Here is a 16,834-nt window from a genome sequence, read left to right as displayed (position 1 = left end):
GCCCCTTCACCGCAGCGACAAGACGTTGGCTGGTTGGCCCACCATGCAAGACCGCGGCAACGGTGGCCCTGGGGCAGGATTCAAGACGTCGTCAGCTGATCGACGACTCGGACGCCGCTGACTGGGGTGCCTTGAACAAGGCAGCTACCTTGCGTTTGGGCTTGATGTTGGCAGACACGCCCGGGCGCGCTGGCGAGGCCCTGGGCGTCACCTCCCAGCTGGCCGATGCCCCCGCGGCTGCGCTGGCTTCGTAGGGTTTGTCAAAGAACGGGTCGCGCGAGGCGTGCGGCGCAGGCCGGTAAGCGCTGCGCTCTCGGCCTCGGGGCGCGGCGGTGCCCTCGTCTGCGTCGCTGCCACCCCAGGCGCGGCGCCCATCGCCCAGGCGCCCCTGCTGCCGGGCGCCGGGGCGCTCATGCCGCAGCGGCAGCAGCTCCAGATCGATCTTTTTCTTGATGAGCTTTTCAATGTCCGCCACCAGGCGGGTGTCGCTGCTGGCCACCAGCGTCACGGCCAGCCCCGATGCGCCCGCGCGGCCCGTGCGGCCAATGCGGTGCACGTAATCCTCGGCATTGAAAGGCACGTCAAAGTTGAACACCGCAGGCACGTCCTTGATGTCCAGTCCCCGCGCGGCCACGTCGGTGCAGACCAGCAAGTCCACTTCGCCATTCTTGAAGGCGTCCAGGGCCTTCAGGCGTTCGTCCTGGCTCTTGTCGCCGTGCAGGGCAGCCGTCTTGAGACCATCACGCTCCAGGCTGCGCGCCAGGCGGGCGCAGCCCAGCTTGCTGTTGACAAAGATGAAGGCCTGTTTAAGCCCACGCTCATCGAGCACATGCTGAATGGCGCGGCGCTTGTCGTCGCCATCCACGCTGAAAAAGCGCTGCTCGACGGTGGAGGCGGTCTCGTTGGGGCGGGCGACCTCGATGGTGACCGGGTCTTGCAGATAGCTGCCGGCCAGGCGTTTGATCTCGGGCGAGAACGTGGCAGAGAACAGCAGCGTGGTGCGCTGCTTGGGCAGGTAGCTGAGGATGCGCTGCAGGTCGGGCAGAAAGCCAATGTCCAGCATGCGGTCGGCTTCGTCCAGCACCACGTACTCGACCTGGTTGAGCACCGCGCTCTTGGCCTCGATGTGATCCAGCAGGCGGCCGGGCGTGGCCACCAGCACCTCGACGCCTTTTTTCAGCTCGGCGGTCTGCGGCTTCATGTCCATGCCGCCAAACACCACGGTGCTGCGCAGCTTGGTGTACTTGGCATACATCGCAATCTGCTGCGCCACCTGGTCGGCCAGCTCGCGCGTGGGCAGCAGCACCAGCGCGCGCACGGGGTGGCGGGCCGGAGAGGCAGAGCTGTTTTCGTGCTTGAGCAGGCGCTGCAGCAGCGGCAGCGAGAAAGCCGCGGTCTTGCCGGTGCCCGTTTGGGCAGCGCCCATCACGTCTTTGCCGGTCAGCACGACAGGGATCGCCTGCGCCTGGATCGGGGTCATGTTCTCGTAGCCCATGTCGGCTACGGCGCGCTTGAGCGGTTCGGCCAGCGCAAGAGTGGAGTAGGGTTGTGTCATCAAGGCGCTATTGTCGCATTGCGGCGCCGGCAAGGGTCAGGGCCAGGAAGTGGCTTCAGCCAGGGCAAGCCGCCACGGCCGCGCCAGCATTGCCCCCCAACAGACCGCTGGCTGTGCTGCACGCCTACAGCGCCTGTGCCTTGAAGGTATCGCAGGCCTGCACATTGCCCGTCTTGAAGCCCTGCGTGAACCAGCGCACGCGCTGGGCGCTGGAGCCGTGGGTGAAACTGTCGGGGCGCACCGTGCCTGTGGCTTCGCGCTGTAGCTTGTCGTCGCCAATCTGTTCGGCTGCGTTCACGGCGGATTCGATGTCGCCCCGCTCCAGCCAGTTCTTGGCCTGCTGCGAATGGTGGGCCCAGATGCCTGCGTAGCAATCGGCCTGCAACTCCAGCCGTACCGACAGGGCGTTCTGATCGCGCTGGCTGATGCGCCCGCGCATGCCGTCCACCTTGGCGGTAGTGCCCACCAGCGTCTGTATGTGGTGGCCGACCTCGTGGGCGATCACGTAGGCACGGGCAAATTCGCCGGGGGCGCCCAGTTGGCGGCTCATGGTGTCGAAAAAGTCCAGATCCAGGTACACCTTGTGGTCACCCGGGCAGTAAAACGGACCCATGGCGCTTTGCCCCGTGCCGCAGGCCGTGGGCGTGGCGCCGCGAAACAAAACCAGCTTGGGCATGGGGTACTGCGCGCCACCGCGCTGAAACAAGTCCGCCCATACGTCTTCGGTGGATGCCAGCACGGTGGATACAAAAACGGCCTGGCGATCATCACCGGACGGGCGCTGCGCAGGTGCCTGTTGCGCTGGCGGCGCCGAGCCGTCGGACAGCAAGCCGATGGTGGTGAGCGGGTTGATGCCGAACACGCCCCAGCCAATCAGCGCCACGATGATCGTGCCGATGCCGATGGAACGGCCACCCCTGAAGCCGCCGCCTGCGCTGCGGCGGTCTTCCACGTTGTCTGACTGCCGGTTGCCTTCCCATCTCATAGTGCGCCTCCTGGCGCGCCCAGCCCTGTGGGCGCAAGAAGGCGCAGTTTACGCGCGCCCCTTGCGTCCGCAAGGCTGGCAGGCCAGCGGCATCAGTTCAAATTGAGCTTGCCCAGGTTGAAGAGCCAGGTTTCGCCATTGTTCTCGTCCACGCCGTCGTTGTCGTTGACCAGCAGCGCATCGCCATTGGCCAGCACGGCAAAGCCTTCGATCTTCTCGACCACCAGGCCATTGGTCTTGCGCAGGTCGGGCAGCACGTCGCGCATCAGGGTCTTGGTCAGCGTGGCGCCGTTGGCCACGCCGGTCAGGTCGATGCGGTAGAGCTTCTTGACGCGGGCATCGGGGCCGCCCTGGTTGTCGCGCTCGATCACTACAAAGCGGTTGTTGCCCAGTGCGGTGATTTCCGACAGGCCCACCCAGCCCTTGTTGGGCGAGGTGACGGCGTCGAGCGGATAGAACATGAACTGCCAGGTCTTTGCCGCCAGGTCATAGACGCCGATGCGCGGCTGTGTCTCGCCCGCCCAGGCGCGCTGGAAGGCCACCACCAGCTTGCCGTTAGATTCAGCAATGCCCTCAAAGCCAAAGCGCTGCTGCTTGGCATTGACCTCGGCCGGCAGCTGGATGATTTCTTCGATGACGCCGCTGGCCGAGAGTTTGAACACCAGGTTGGCCGACAGCACCGGACGCGCCGCGTCGCCCACCGTGCCGGCACCTTCGGAGGCAATCCAGAAGCCACCAGCCGAGGCCAGCGAAATGCCTTCGGGGTCGAGGTTGACGCTGCCGTCGGCGTTCACCAGTGCGGCCAGGTCGGTGGCGTCAAAGGCGTTGGCATCCTTGGCAGCGGGCAGCGTGGCGGCCAGGGCGGCAATCTTGCCGTTCGGGTCGGTGATGCGGATTTCGCGCTTGAGGCTGGCAGGCTTGGTGCTGGTGTCGATCTCGAAAATGCGGTTGCCGCGGAAGAAGCTGTCGTCAATGCCATAGACGATAGAACCCGTAGGCGCCGCCGCCAGGCCCGACAGCGCCGACCAGGGGATCGGCGTGCCGTCGGCGGCGCGGTTGACCGACTGGATGGTCGGGTAGGCTGCAGGCGCGCTTTGGTACTGGTAGATGTTGAGGGCGGAGCGCAGCGTCGAGTTGGTGGCGCGGTCGTCGTTCTCGCTGGCGGCAATCAGCAGGTTGCGCGACGGAATCGCCAGCACGCCTTCGGGTGCCAGCGCTGCGGGCAGCACTTGTTTGAAGACCGGCTGGTTTTTCTGGCCCATGTCGTACACGGCCAGCACGCTAGAGCGCTCGGAGGCGACAAACAGGTAGTCGGTGCCATCAAAACGGCCAAAAGCGACGTTTTCGGGCTCGTTGCCCTTGGCGTCAGAGCGCTTGTCATTGGTGTGGCCGATGCGCGCCACCAGGTGCTCCAGGGTGTTGCCGGCGTCGTAAGCCACCGTGCCGTCGGTGTTGAAGATGGTGAAGCCACGGCTGCCGCCGTTCAGGTCACCTTCGTTAGCGGTGGCGAACTGGGCTTTGGAGAGCCAGGTCACGCCATCGGGCTCGCGCAGGCGGTTGGCCTGGGTCTCGGTCAGGTTGACGCTGTTGGGGCGCGGGGCGTCGGTCAAGTCCACCTGGGTCAGGGTGACCGCACCGGCGCTGAAGTGCCTGGTGACCTTGCCCGTGGGCAGATCGACCAGCGCAATGTGGTTGTTCTCTTGCAGCGTGACCACGGCCACGTTGTCGTCGTTGATGGAGACGTACTCGGGCTCGGCGTCCTCGGGGTAGAGCGTGGCCAGGCCCTTGAGCTCGACGTTGCGCGTCTTCCAGGTGGCGGGGGCGCCCACGGTGTCAACAATGGTCAGGTAGCCCGAGGGCGCCTGGGGCAGCGCGCCCTTGTTCACGCTCTCGTCGCGCTCGTTTTCGATCACCACGGCCACGTACTTGCCGTCCTTGCTGCGCGCCACCGAGTCGGGCTGACCGCCGAGCTGGATTTCAGTGACCACCGAGCGCTTGGCGATGTCCACCACCACCAGCTTGCCCGAGGCGTTGATGAAGTTGGCCGACGTGTTCACCGCCACCAGTGCATGGCTACCCAGCACGGTGACCGAGGTGGGCTCGCCACCCATGGCGAGCTTGCCCAGGGCCTTGGGCGCGGCTGGATCCACGATGTCGACGAAGCCGACTTCACCCTTGAGGCTGTTGGTATAGACCAGCGTCATGCCGTCTTCGCTGGCGGCAACGATCTCTGCTGCCGTCGGCGTGCTGTCTTCGCACGAGGAACCCACCTGCGCGCACACCGCAAAGGTGGCGGTGCGGTTGAAGAACTTGTTCGGATTGCTGACCGAGGGCACATCCGCCGGGCCATCGTCACTACCGCCACAGGCCGCCAAAAGCCCCGACAAGGCCACACCCACCGCCAACGCAATCGCTGATTTCTTCATTAAATTCCCCAGTTGAAAGAGGGGCTAATCTATGAAACGATTGTGTCAATCTGTTGACGACGGACGGCGCGCGCCGCCGCACGGTGCGGCTCCCGGGATCATCAGGCGCGCGGCAGCGTCACGCCGTGCTGGCCTTGGTATTTGCCGTTGCGGTCTTTGTAGCTGGTCTCACACTGCTCGTCGCCCTGGAAGAACAGCACCTGGGCGCAGCCCTCGCCAGCGTAGATTTTGGCGGGCAGCGGCGTGGTGTTGGAAAACTCCAGCGTCACATAGCCCTCCCACTCGGGCTCGAACGGGGTGACGTTGACGATGATGCCGCAGCGCGCGTAGGTGCTCTTGCCCAGGCAGATGGTGAGCACGTCGCGCGGGATGCGAAAGTATTCCATCGTGCGCGCCAGCGCAAAACTGTTGGGCGGGATGATGCAGTGGTCGCCCTCAAAATCGACAAAGCTCTTTTCGTCGAAGTTCTTGGGATCCACCACGGTGCTGTGGATGTTGGTGAAAACCTTGAATTCACGGGCGCAGCGGATGTCGTAACCGTAGCTGCTGGTGCCGTAGCTGATGATCTTGTGACCGCCGCTCTCGCGGATCTGGCCGGGCTCGAAGGGCTCGATCATGCCGTGCTGCTCGGCCATGCGGCGGATCCATTTGTCGCTCTTGATGCTCATGGGGTACTCCTGGCGGATATTCTAAGTAATCAGACTTTGCTCTTTAGCTATTTTAATGATAGCTGTCAGCGCTTGAATTACAAAGGCTCAAGGCGTTTTTACACAAAATCAACCCAGCCCACACCCAACCGCTGCCGCACAGCCCCAACCACCATGCCCCAGCACCCCCACGACGCACCCGACCGCACGCCACCTGCCTCAGGCAATACGGCACGCCAGACCGCACGCCCGTCCTGGCTGCCCGCCAGCCTGATGGCGCTGGTGGCCGCCATCGTCGCCGCATGCAAATCCGCCCCCGACGTCCCCCGGCCGCAGGACTCGGCCACACCGGGCGCCGTCGATGAAGCAGCCCGGGGCCAGGTACGCGCGTCGGCCGCCACCACGCCGCGCGCCTACCGCCACGATGCGGCCAGCCACATCTACGGCCTGAACACGCAACGCATCTACAAGGGCAAGCTGCCCCCACTGCTGCATGCCATTGGCGTGCTGGAGGTGGACGTTGACCGGGGCGGCCGCGTGACAGCCCTGCGCTGGATGCGCGCACCGCGCCACGCGCCCGACGTGATCGCCGAGATCGAGCGCACGGTGCGCGCTGCGGCGCCCTTTCCCGTGCCCGCGCGCATGCAGCGCGTGACCTATACCGACACCTGGCTGTGGGACAAGTCGGGGCGTTTTCAGCTCGACACGCTGACCGAAGGCCAGCTCTGACGCTGGCGCTGACTGCGGCGCAACACCAGCCAAAAAAGCCTCCAGCGCTTATTTAACAAGCGTCAATAGCTACAAAATAAGTAGCACCCGAAAGTCGTTCACATTGGTGTGCGTGGGGCCGGTGATGACCAGATCGCCCAGCGCCTCAAAGTAGCCATAGGCGTCGTTGCGATCCAGGTGGTCGCCAATGCGCAGGCCCAGCGCCGCGGCGCGCGCCAGAGTGTCGGGCGCCACGCGCGCGCCGGCGTTGTTCAGCATGCCATCGATGCCATCGGTGTCGGCCGCCAGCGCCCACACCCCCGGTTGCCCCTGAAGCGCCTGCGCCAGTCCCAGGCAGAACTCGCCGGCGCGCCCGCCCCGGCCCGGGGCGCCCCCCGGCTGCTGCTGCGGGCGCACGGTGACCGTGGTCTCGCCGCCCGACAAAATCACGCAGGGCCGCGCAAACGGCTGGCCGTGGCGCGCCACGGCGCGGGCCAGTGCGGCATGCACCTTGCCCACTTCGCGCGACTCGCCCTCGATCTCGTCCGACAGAATGTGCGCCGCCACGCCCGCGGCGCGCGCGGCCTCGGCGGCAGCCTGCAGCGACTGCTGCGGCGTGGCGATCAGGTGCACCTGGTGGCCGGCAAAGCGCGCGTCGCCGGGCTTGGGGGTTTCCAGCGTGCCGGCCTGCAGCGCGGCGCGCACGGTATCGGGGATGTCGATGCGCAGGCGCGCCAGGATGTCCAGCGCGTCGGCGCAGGTGGTTTCGTCGGGCACCGTGGGGCCGCTGGCGATGACGCCGGGGTCGTCGCCCGGCACGTCGCTGATGGCCAGCGTCACCACCCGGGCCGGGTGGCAGGCCGCGGCCAGGCGCCCGCCCTTGATGCGCGACAGGTGCTTGCGCACGCAGTTCATCTCGCCAATGGCGGCGCCGCTGTCCAGCAGCGCGCGGTTGATGCGCTGCTTGTCGGCCAGCGTCAGTCCGGCGGCGGGCAGCGTGAGCAGCGCCGAGCCACCGCCCGAGATGAGGCACAGCACCAGGTCGTCAGCGTCAAGACCTTGTGCCAGTGCCAGCATGCGCTCGGCCGCGTTCAACCCGGCGGCGTCCGGCACGGGGTGCGCCGCCTCCACCACCTCGATACGCTGCGCCAGGCCCGCCGGCCGCGGCGGCACATGGCCGTAGCGCGTGGCCACCAGCCCCGACAGCGGCGCGTGCGGCGGCCATAGCGCCTCCAGCGCCTGGGCCATGGAGCCGGCCGCCTTGCCTGCGCCCAGCACCACGGTGCGGCCCCTGCCCGCCGGCGGCGCCGGCAGGTGCTGCGCCATGCCGTGCAGAGGCTGGGCGCGCCAGACGGCGTGGCGAAACAGCTGCAGCAAAAAATCCGGCGGCGGCAAACCGGCCGGGGTGCCTGGGTGTTGCATGATTTAGGCCTGTCGGTGACTGTCGTGCCCCGGCATTTTGACGAGGCCCGGCCACCGTCTGCGGCATCAGCATGCAGTAAGCTGGCAGGCCTCTTTCCAGATTGTCGCGTCGGCGTGCCCGCTGCGCGCTCTGCGCGTCCACCCATTTTTTGCTCGCTCCTTTCTGCTGTCCACTGCCATGACCCAGCCCCTGTCCGCCGCCGAAGCGGCATTGCGCGAAGCCGCGCTTGAGTACCACCGCAACATGACGCGCGGCAAGATCGCCGTCACGCCCACCAAGCCCCTGTCCAACCAGCGCGACCTGTCGCTGGCCTATTCGCCCGGCGTGGCCTATCCCTGCCTGGACATCCAGGCCGACCCGGCCAAGGCGTTCGACTACACCTCGCGCGGCAATCTGGTGGGCGTGATCACCAACGGCACGGCCGTGCTGGGCCTGGGCGACATCGGCCCGCTGGCCGGCAAGCCGGTGATGGAGGGCAAGGGGTGCCTGTTCAAGAAGTTCGCCGGCGTGGATGTGTTCGACATCGAACTGGACGCGCGCGACCCCGACAAGATCATCGAGATCGTGGCCGCGCTCGAGCCCACGCTGGGCGGCATCAACCTCGAGGACATCAAGGCGCCCGAGTGCTTCTACATCGAGCGTGAGCTGTCCAGGCGCATGAACATCCCGGTGTTCCACGACGACCAGCACGGCACGGCCATCATCAGCAGCGCCGCGCTGCTCAACGGCCTGGAGCTGGTAGGCAAGGACATAGCCGCGGTGAAGGTGGCCGTCTCCGGCGCCGGCGCCGCCGCCATCGCCTGCCTGGACGTGATGGTGGGCCTGGGCGTGAAGCGCGAGAACATCTTCGTGGTGGACTCCAAGGGCGTGATCTACGAAGGCCGCGGCCCGCTGGACGAATCCAAGGCCCGCTACGCTCAAAAGACCGACGCGCGCACCCTGGCCGACGTGGTCAACGGCGCCGACGTGTTCCTGGGCTGCTCGGCACCCGGCGTGCTGACGGCCGAGATGGTCAAGACCATGGCCGGCAAGCCCATCATCCTGGCGCTGGCCAACCCCGAGCCCGAGATCCGCCCCGAGCTGGCCAAGGCCGTGCGCCCGGACTGCATCATCGCCACCGGCCGCTCGGACTACCCCAACCAGGTCAACAACGTTCTGTGCTTTCCCTACATCTTCCGCGGCGCGCTGGACTGCGGCGCCACCAAGATCACCGAGGCCATGAAGCTGGCCTGCGTGCGCCAGATCGCCGCGCTGGCCAAGGAGAACGTCAGCGAGGAAGTGGCCGCCGCCTACGCGGGCAAGGAGCTGACCTTCGGCCCCGACTATCTGATTCCCACCCCGTTTGACTCGCGCCTGATCCTGAAGATTGCGCCCGCCGTGGCGCAGGCGGCCTTTGAATCGGGCGTGGCCACGCGCCCCATCGAAGACATGGAGGCGTACAAGGAAAGCCTGTCGCGCTTCGTCTATCAGACCGGCATGCTGATGCGCCCCGTGATCAATGCGGCCAAGGCTCTGCCCGACGCGCAAAAACGCGTGGCCTATGCCGACGGCGAGGACGAGCGCGCCCTGCGCGCCGCGCAGATCGCCATTGACGACCACATCGCGCGTCCCATCCTCATCGGCCGCCCCGCCGTGATTGCGGCGCGCATCGCCAAGGCGGGGCTGCGCATGCAGCCGGGCAAGGACGTGGAGGTGTGCGACCCGTCCGACGACCCGCGGTTTCGCCAGTACTGGGAGCACTACCACCAGCTGATGCGCCGCGATGGCGCGACGCCCGAAGTGGCCAAGGCGGCGGTGCGCCGCTCCAACACCATCATCGCCTCGCTGATGGTCAAGCTGGGCGACGCCGACGCGATGATCTGCGGCCTGGTGGGCACCTACGAGACGCACCTGGAGCGCATCCACAACATCCTGGGCCACGCCCCGGGCGAGCAGCAGTACGCGGCCCTGAACGCCCTGATGACCGCCAACAACGGCACGCTGTTCATCGCCGACACCTACGTCAACGAAGACCCCACGGCCGAAGAACTGGCCGACATCGCCTGGGCGTCGGTGCAGGAGGTGCGGCGCTTTGGCATTCCGCCCAAGGTGGCGTTTCTGTCGCACTCCAGCTTTGGCTCGTCCAAGCGGGCGTCGGCACGCAAGATGCGTGCCGCACGCGACATCTTCGTGGCCCGCCACCCCGAGATCGAGTGCGACGGCGAACTGCACGGCGACGCGGCCCTGGAGCCCAAGATCCGCAACACCTATCTGCCGGACTCCACGCTGACCGGCTCGGCCAATGTGCTGATCTGCCCGAACATCGACTCGGCCAACATCCTGTACAACGTGCTCAAGACCACCACCAGCGGCGGCGTGACCGTGGGGCCCATTTTGATGGGCACCTCGGCCACGGCCTACATCCTGACGCCCGCGGCCACCATGCGCCGTGTGCTCAACATGACGGCACTGGCCGTGGTCAGCGCCGCCACGCGCCGCGGCTAGGACGGCGGGATCTTGACCGCCGCACGACCATGCATCGCAAGCACCAAACGCCGCCCCCCGCATCGCTGACCCAGTCGCTGCGCCACCTGGCTTCGCCCGCGCGGCTGCGCGAGAGCCTGACCATCCAGCGCCCCCCGTCGGTACGCAACGCCACCATCGCGGGCATCCAGGTGGCGCTGGCTGTGCTTGCGGTGGCGGCGGGTCTGCACTATTCGCCCTGGGAACATTTGGCGGGCTTTGGCGGACTGGGGGCTTTGGCTGCGCTGTTCGGGCGTTTTGCGCCCATCGCCCGCCGTCGCTACGTCGTGCTGACGGCCGGCGCGTTGCTGGTCATGCCCGTAGCGCTGCTGTCGGGGCTGACGCTGGCGGGGCTGCCACCGGTGGTCATGCTGCTGGCGCTGGCCGCCCTGGCGGGGGTGCTGGCATCGCTGGCCCATCGCACACAGGTGGGTGCGCCGGGTGCGGTGATCTTCATCTTTGCTGCCAGCGCCGCCCTGGGCCCCATTGGTGGCCCGCTGGCCCTGGCAGAACGCACGGCAGCCACAGCCTTGGGAGCGGCTGCGGCATGGCTGGTGTGTTTGCTGACCGACCACCTGCGCGACCTGAATGTCATGGTGCCGGCCCCTGCAGCGGCCACTGCTGCAGCACCGACTCCCGTTGCCACTGCTGCGCCAACTGCCCCACCGGCCATCGGCCCGGGTTATGCGACCCTGTATTCCCTTCGCGTGTCGCTGTGTGCCGCGCTGGCGGCCGTTCTGGCGCACATGGCCGGCTGGTCGCATCCCGCGTGGGCCGGGATTGGCGCTGTGGCCGTCCTGCAGGGCGCGCATTTGCCGGGCACCGTGCACCGGGCCTGGCAGCGCACGCTGGGCACCATTGCCGGGGCGGCCATTGCGTGGGCCATCTTGTCGCTGTCGCCTTCGTTCTGGACGCTGTTGCTGGCGGTGGTCGTGCTGCAGGTGCTGACCGAAGTGGTGATCGGCTTCAATTACGCGCTGGGCCAGGTGTTCGTCACCCCGATGGCGCTGCTGATGACGACCCTGGCCAGCCACGGCGAGGCGGCGGAAATGGCCATCTCGCGCATCTATGACACCACGCTGGGCGCCGTCGTCGGCACGGTGCTGGCGTTGGCACTGTCGTCCATGGACGAGCGCATCCATCTGGCCCGTCACCACCGGTCAGGCCGGTGAAGACAAGTGCAGTGGGCGTGCAGTGGGCGCGCAGCGTGATAACAAGTCAAATCGGCAGCAAGGCCATAAGCAACAAGCGCTGATAGCTCATGTATCAATAGCAAACGCCGACCCTCGGGTCGGCGTTTGCTATTTCGTCCCACGAAAGCAGACCGCGGGCACTACAGCGACGCAATTACTGCTTCACAGCCTCGATCTGGGCGACGATGCGAACCTTCTTGGGGAAGCCGTATTCCACGCCGTAGTTCACGCCGAACGCGGTACGGTCAATGGTGGTCTCGAAGTCGCCGCCGCACACTTCGCGCTTGAGCATGGGGTTGTCGTAGCAGGTGAACTGGTTGGCTTTGAGGGTCACGGGCTGCGTCTTGCCCTTGATGGTCAGGCTGCCGGCCACTGCCGTCAGTTTGTCGCCCTTGAAGGTGAACTTGTCGCCCACGAACTTGGCAGTGGGGAACTGGCCTGCGTCAAAAATCTCGGCGCTGGTCAGGTGCTTGTCGAACATCTCCGTGCCGGTGTCGATGGAGTCGATGTGCAGCGTCAGCTCCACCTTGCCGGTCTTGGCGGCCTTGTCGAACTGCACCGTGCCTTCTTTCTTGTTGAAGCGGCCGCGATTGACGCTGGCGCCAAAGTGGTCGATCTCGAACGTGGCAAAGGTATGCGTGGGATCCACGGCATAGGTGGCGGGCTCGGCGTGCACGGCACCGGCGGTCAGGGCAGCTGCGGCGGCAATGGCGAAAAAGGTGGAACGCATGTAGGGATACTCCTAGGGGTTGGATGAAAACAAAAGGGACACGAAAAACAGAGAAAAAACCATCAGAACTTGGGCACGCCGGCCAGGGCCAGCTTGAACTTGACCTGCACGTCGTCAGCCACCATGGAAGTGTCAGCCCACTCGTTCTCGCCAATCTTGAACGCCAGGCGCTTGATGACAAAGCTGCCGGCGGCGACGGTGGTGGCACCGTTCTGCGTGAGAGTGACTGGCACCGTCACATCCTGCGTGGCGCCCTTGATGGCGAGCTTGCCGACCACCTCGTATTTGCCGGCGCCCACCGCCTTGATGGCGCTGGACTGGAAGGTGGCCTGCGCAAACCTGGGAACGTTGAACCACACGGCCTTGGGCAGTTCGGCATCGGTTTCGCGCACACCCAGCGTCGCGCTACCAGTGTCCACCGAGAAGGCCACCTTGCTGGTCGCGGGCTTGGCAGGATCTAACGCCACCTGTGCATCGAACTTCTTGAACCGGCCTTCAACGGGCACACCCATTTGCTTGCTGACGAAGACGATCTCGCTTTGGTCAAGCAGCAGTTTTTGTTGCGCATGCGCCGCGCCACCGGCCAAAAGGAAGGCACCAGCCAGCCACAGGGCCACGCGGCGTCGGAGAGTCAATTGAGTCATCGTGAACGGCTCCAGATAGTTGTTCAGGAAAGGAAAAACCGGCACTGCGGGGCAAGTCGCCCGCTGTGCATGCCGGTCACGCGTCAGGGCCGGGCAGGCAGCATCCGGCCGATCAGGCCGTCGCGGTCCACAAAGTGGTGTTTGAGGGCTGCCGCCACGTGCAAGGCAACCAGACCTGCCAGCGCATAGGCGGTCCACGCATGCCAGGGCTTGAGGGTCTCAGCCAGCGCGGGGCTCGCGGGCACGAAATCGGGCAGCGGGATCAATCCAAGAAACACTATCGGGAACCCCGCCGCCGAGCTGTAGGCCCAGCCCACCAGGGGCACGACGAAAAACAACGCATACAGCAAATGGTGCACTCCATGATGGGCCAGTTGCTGCCAGCGCGGCATGGCGGATTGCACTTCGGCCGGCAAAGCCGGTGGCCGGTTGGCCAGACGCCATGCCAGGCGCATGGCAGACAACCCCAGAATGGCCACACCCGCCCATTTATGCCAGTTGTAGAGCTTCAGACGTTGGGGCGAGAACGGCAGCCCGGTCATGTACCAGCCCACGCCAAAGAGTGCCACGATGGCCAGCCCCAACACCCAGTGCAAGGCAATGGCGGTGGCGCCATAGCGGGCGGTGGCTGGTACGGCGGAAGTGTTCATGGGCGGTGCAGTCAGGTGATTGGTGATTCGCTGCAGAACAGCTCTGCGTGCGCGGTGCAAAGTCCTTTGGCGCCATAGCCGTTAGCCGACGGGGCCAGGGGAATCAAAGAAGTCAACAGTTTAGGCAGCCAATCATGCGCCGGGTTTCAACTGGATTGACGTTTGAATTCAAAATTAATGAACAGCGCAGCAAACGCCTTGATCTTCCAACGGTCGCCCAGGCATGTGCAGATACGCCATGTCATGATGGATGCCAAGAATTGGCAAAGCCCTATCCCCATCTTCTCAACCGACATGACCTCTGCGACCACCACCGCCGTCTATGGCACTGAAGACGTGCTCATCTCTTTGTGTAATTCCGTGACGCGCGTGCTGTCCATGGCAACGCAGGGGCCGGTGCATTACTCAGGGATGGTGCAACGCATCACGAAGACCTGCCTGAAGCCGGACATCGGCTGCTTTGTCTTGTTTGATGGCGGCTTCTGCGGGTTGATGATCCTCAACTTCTCCGCCCCCGCAGCGATGGAAATCTATGAACGCTACATGGTCAGCATGGGCATGTCCGCCGCTGATCTGGCCGGCTCGTTCACGTCTGACGAAGTGAGCAACGTCATGGGGGAACTGATGAACCAGGTGGCGGGCGACTTCACCAGCAAAGTGCGGCGCGAACTGCAAACCCACATCACGCAAAACCAGCCCAAGATGCTGGTGCTGAATCAGCAGGTGATGCTGAGCGTGGACGCCAACCTGGATCAGCCCGAGGCGCGCCGCGTGACTTTCTACACCGGCAACAACAATATTTTTTACCTGGAGCTGGCCATCGACCGTACGCAGTTCATCAAGCTCTACGACTTCGAGCCACAAACAGCGCCCGACCCGGATGCCCTTATGGCTCAGTCCGCAGCCGCGACACCCATGCCAGCTCCAGCACCCACAGCGGACGAAGACACTGAAGCGCTGCTCAAATCCCTTGGTATGTAAGCACGTACCGCGCCGAGTGGGCTGCACTGGCCGGTGCGCGCCTGCTGGCGCAAGCCCGGTACGGCGCCAGCGTGCCCAGCTTACTGGAGTGGTTCTTTGGCCGCCAGTGGCAAGGGCAGCGGCAATACGGCAATGCCTTCGTTGAGCAAGTCGGCCGTTTCTTGCGGCGTGGCCTGGCCGCGTATGCCGCGCGGTTGCGCTTCGCCATGGTGCATGCGCCGCGCCAGCGACGCAAACTGCGAACCGACGTCTTCGGTATTCGCGACAATCTCGCGCGCCAGGGCCAACCATGCGGCCTGAAGCGCCTGCGGGGGTGTATCTGCTGCAAAGCCGGCGGGCTCCGCGCCCTGGCGATCGCCAGCATCAGGAAGAGCGGACCGCAAATTCAGGCGCGGAGCACTCAGCCCCTTGCGCACCTGGGCGCTACCGCACATCGGGCATTGGATCAGGCCGCGCGCGAGCTGGTCGTGGAAGTCCTCTTCACTCGCAAACCAGCCCTCGAATGCGTGATCCAAGGGGCACAGAAGATCAAGAACCTTCAATGCAAAAACCCCGTCAATCCTGCGCGTCGGTAGGCGCGCCGCGGCGCATCAGGTAGCGATAGACAAAGCCGGGAAAAGCCAACGTCACAAACAAGGCACCCGTGACGGCATAAAACTCCCAACCCTGGGGCGCTATCTGCCCAGCGCGCTTTTCAAGCGCCAGGGCAAATGTGCCCACGACAAAGTACAACGCCAGCAACTCCAAGGCACGCGCAAAGAGCGGCTTGCGCCCCTGCGCACTCGCACCCACAAGCAACCAGCGGTCATTGACAAAGGGCAGATTGGCGGCGACCAGCGCCAGCACAATCACAAGCCAGATGGACCCGGTCTGGGTCATGACAATCGCCCTTTCGTCAGGTGGCCAGAGCGCGCACTATGGCGTCCGCGCACAACGCCATCAAGCCACCGGGCAGCAGGCCCAGAATCAAGACCAGCGCACCATTGATGGTCAGCACGACACGCACATCCAGCGGCGCGGACACGCTGGTGGCCGTCAACGGCGCGTCAAAGTACATGACTTTCACCACGCGCAGGTAATAGAACGCCCCGATGAGCGACATGATCACGGCAAACACCGCCAGCGCAATGTGCAACGCCTGGCCAGACGCGACCAGCGCCTGCAGCACCGACATCTTGGCGTAGAAACCCACCAGCGGAGGAATGCCGGCCATGGAGAACAGGCACACCGCCATCACGCCCGCGTAGAGCGGACTGCGCTGATTCAGGCCGGACAGGTCGGAAATTTCTTCACTTTCGAAACCCTCGCGAGCCAGTAGCAGGATCACGCCAAAGGCCGCCAATGTGGTCAGCACATAGGTCACCATGTAGAACATGGCTGAGCTGTAGGCGTTTTCCACCGCGGTGGCGTCCACGTTGCCATGCACGACACCCGACATCAGGCCCAGCAGCACGAAGCCCATCTGCGAGATGGTGGAGTACGCCAGCATGCGCTTGAGGTTGGCCTGCATGATCGCAGCCAGGTTGCCCACCAGCAGCGACCCGATGGCCAGCACTGCGAGCATCTGCTGCCAGTCAATCGCCAGCGGCAGCAGCCCATCCACCAGCAGGCGCATCACCATGGCAAAGGCTGCCAGCTTGGGTGCGCTGCCGATGAAAAGCGTCACGGCAGTGGGAGCGCCTTGGTAAACGTCAGGCACCCACATGTGGAAAGGAACGGCCCCCAGCTTGAATGCCAGGCCGGCCACGACGAAAACCAGCCCGAAAACCAGTACCTGATGGCGAATCTGACCGGCGTTGATGGCCTTGAAAACCTGGCCGATGTCCAGGGAACCGGTGGCGCCATAAAGCATCGACAAACCGTACAGCAGGAAGCCGCTGGCCATCGCACCCAGCACGAAGTACTTCATTGCGGCTTCAGTCGCCGTGGCGTTGTCGCGACGCATGGCCACCAGCGCGTAGCTGGAAAGCGTCATCAACTCCAGTCCCAGATAAATCAACAGGAAGTTGTTGGCCGAAATCAGCACGAACATCCCCAGCAGGGCAAGCATGGTCAACGTGAACAGTTCACCGCCGCGCAGCATGTCGCGATCGGCCGCGTAGGGGCGCCCATAGACAAGCACGACCATCACAGCCACGGTGGCAAAGCACTTGAGCCAGTTGCCCATGGCGTCGCTGACCACCATGTTGCCCCAAGCGTAGAAGGTGTTGCCGCTGGTCGCGTACATGGCCTGCAACGCAGCCACCACCGCGAGGGTCAGCATGGTGAGCACGTAAGTTCCGGTGCGGCGGGTGCTGGTTACGCCAAGGTCCACCAGTGCGATCACGCAAGCCATGACCAGCAGCACGATCTCGGGGTAAATCGCCAGCCAGCTGATGTTGTCAATCATC

At 65.0% G+C, this 16,834-nt stretch carries 15 protein-coding genes; 4 read left to right on the top strand and 11 right to left on the bottom strand.

What is annotated here, in order from left to right:
- Positions 1 to 91 precede the first annotated feature (91 nt).
- The 4 genes from AB7E35_RS01855 to dcd all read right to left on the bottom strand — a co-directional run bounded on the left by AB7E35_RS01855 (position 92) and on the right by dcd (position 5,634).
- Positions 92 to 1,555 (bottom strand): DEAD/DEAH box helicase, encoded by a 1,464-nt coding sequence (locus tag AB7E35_RS01855; protein ID WP_428166968.1) that lies wholly within the window; start codon positions 1,553 to 1,555, stop codon positions 92 to 94.
- Between the two features lie 124 nt (positions 1,556 to 1,679).
- Positions 1,680 to 2,540, bottom strand: a complete 861-nt coding sequence (gene ypfJ, locus AB7E35_RS01850; protein ID WP_428162895.1) for a KPN_02809 family neutral zinc metallopeptidase — start codon at positions 2,538 to 2,540, stop codon at positions 1,680 to 1,682.
- 92 nt (positions 2,541 to 2,632) lie between these two features.
- On the bottom strand, positions 2,633 to 4,966 hold the full coding sequence (locus AB7E35_RS01845; protein WP_428166967.1) for an esterase-like activity of phytase family protein: 2,334 nt from the start codon (positions 4,964 to 4,966) through the stop codon (positions 2,633 to 2,635).
- Between the two features lie 101 nt (positions 4,967 to 5,067).
- Positions 5,068 to 5,634, bottom strand: a complete 567-nt coding sequence (gene dcd / locus AB7E35_RS01840) for a dCTP deaminase (protein ID WP_428162893.1) — start codon at positions 5,632 to 5,634, stop codon at positions 5,068 to 5,070.
- Positions 5,635 to 5,886: 252 nt separating this feature from the next.
- On the opposite strand from dcd, the gene AB7E35_RS01835 reads away from it, so the two are divergent.
- Positions 5,887 to 6,342 carry a hypothetical protein gene (locus AB7E35_RS01835; protein WP_428166999.1) on the top strand — a complete coding sequence of 152 codons (456 nt, stop codon included), beginning with the start codon at positions 5,887 to 5,889 and terminating at the stop codon, positions 6,340 to 6,342.
- A gap of 69 nt (positions 6,343 to 6,411) precedes the next feature.
- On the opposite strand, the gene AB7E35_RS01830 is transcribed toward AB7E35_RS01835, so the two are convergent.
- Positions 6,412 to 7,743 carry a glycerate kinase type-2 family protein gene (locus tag AB7E35_RS01830; protein ID WP_428166966.1) on the bottom strand — a complete coding sequence of 444 codons (1,332 nt, stop codon included), beginning with the start codon at positions 7,741 to 7,743 and terminating at the stop codon, positions 6,412 to 6,414.
- Between the two features lie 178 nt (positions 7,744 to 7,921).
- On the opposite strand from AB7E35_RS01830, the gene AB7E35_RS01825 reads away from it, so the two are divergent.
- The gene (locus tag AB7E35_RS01825; RefSeq protein ID WP_428162891.1) at positions 7,922 to 10,228 is read left to right on the top strand and encodes an NADP-dependent malic enzyme; all 2,307 of its coding nucleotides are present in this window, start codon (positions 7,922 to 7,924) and stop codon (positions 10,226 to 10,228) included.
- 29 nt (positions 10,229 to 10,257) lie between these two features.
- Positions 10,258 to 11,418: an FUSC family protein gene (locus AB7E35_RS01820; RefSeq protein WP_428166965.1), complete on the top strand. Its 1,161-nt coding sequence runs from the start codon at positions 10,258 to 10,260 to the stop codon at positions 11,416 to 11,418.
- Between the two features lie 175 nt (positions 11,419 to 11,593).
- Here the strand turns inward: AB7E35_RS01820 and AB7E35_RS01815 are convergent, their stop codons facing one another.
- The 3 genes from AB7E35_RS01815 to AB7E35_RS01805 all read right to left on the bottom strand — a co-directional run bounded on the left by AB7E35_RS01815 (position 11,594) and on the right by AB7E35_RS01805 (position 13,463).
- Positions 11,594 to 12,169 (bottom strand): YceI family protein, encoded by a 576-nt coding sequence (locus AB7E35_RS01815; RefSeq protein ID WP_428162889.1) that lies wholly within the window; start codon positions 12,167 to 12,169, stop codon positions 11,594 to 11,596.
- Positions 12,170 to 12,231: 62 nt separating this feature from the next.
- Positions 12,232 to 12,813, bottom strand: coding sequence for a YceI family protein (locus AB7E35_RS01810; protein ID WP_428166964.1), 582 nt, complete (start codon positions 12,811 to 12,813; stop codon positions 12,232 to 12,234).
- Positions 12,814 to 12,896: 83 nt separating this feature from the next.
- Positions 12,897 to 13,463, bottom strand: coding sequence for a cytochrome b (locus AB7E35_RS01805; RefSeq protein WP_428166963.1), 567 nt, complete (start codon positions 13,461 to 13,463; stop codon positions 12,897 to 12,899).
- A gap of 294 nt (positions 13,464 to 13,757) precedes the next feature.
- Between AB7E35_RS01805 and AB7E35_RS01800 the strand changes: the two genes are divergently transcribed.
- Positions 13,758 to 14,444 carry a DUF3334 family protein gene (locus tag AB7E35_RS01800; RefSeq protein WP_428162923.1) on the top strand — a complete coding sequence of 229 codons (687 nt, stop codon included), beginning with the start codon at positions 13,758 to 13,760 and terminating at the stop codon, positions 14,442 to 14,444.
- An 80-nt stretch (positions 14,445 to 14,524) separates the two neighbouring features.
- Here AB7E35_RS01800 and AB7E35_RS01795 read toward each other — a convergent pair whose 3' ends face one another.
- Genes AB7E35_RS01795 through nuoN form a run of 3 tightly spaced genes read right to left on the bottom strand, consistent with a single transcriptional unit; the run spans position 14,525 to position 16,833 of the window.
- A complete protein-coding gene (locus AB7E35_RS01795; protein ID WP_428166962.1) occupies positions 14,525 to 14,986 on the bottom strand; it encodes a DUF1178 family protein in 462 nt (153 codons plus the stop codon).
- A 13-nt stretch (positions 14,987 to 14,999) separates the two neighbouring features.
- On the bottom strand, positions 15,000 to 15,323 hold the full coding sequence (locus tag AB7E35_RS01790; RefSeq protein WP_428166961.1) for a DUF2818 family protein: 324 nt from the start codon (positions 15,321 to 15,323) through the stop codon (positions 15,000 to 15,002).
- A gap of 16 nt (positions 15,324 to 15,339) precedes the next feature.
- The gene (gene nuoN, locus AB7E35_RS01785; RefSeq protein ID WP_428162884.1) at positions 15,340 to 16,833 is read right to left on the bottom strand and encodes an NADH-quinone oxidoreductase subunit NuoN; all 1,494 of its coding nucleotides are present in this window, start codon (positions 16,831 to 16,833) and stop codon (positions 15,340 to 15,342) included.
- Between the last annotated feature and the right edge of the window lies 1 nt (position 16,834).

The organism is Diaphorobacter sp., from assembly GCF_050251835.1.
Classification (GTDB): Bacteria; Pseudomonadota; Gammaproteobacteria; order Burkholderiales; family Burkholderiaceae_C; genus JBFXIE01.
This window is presented reverse-complemented; position numbering and strand designations above follow the sequence as displayed.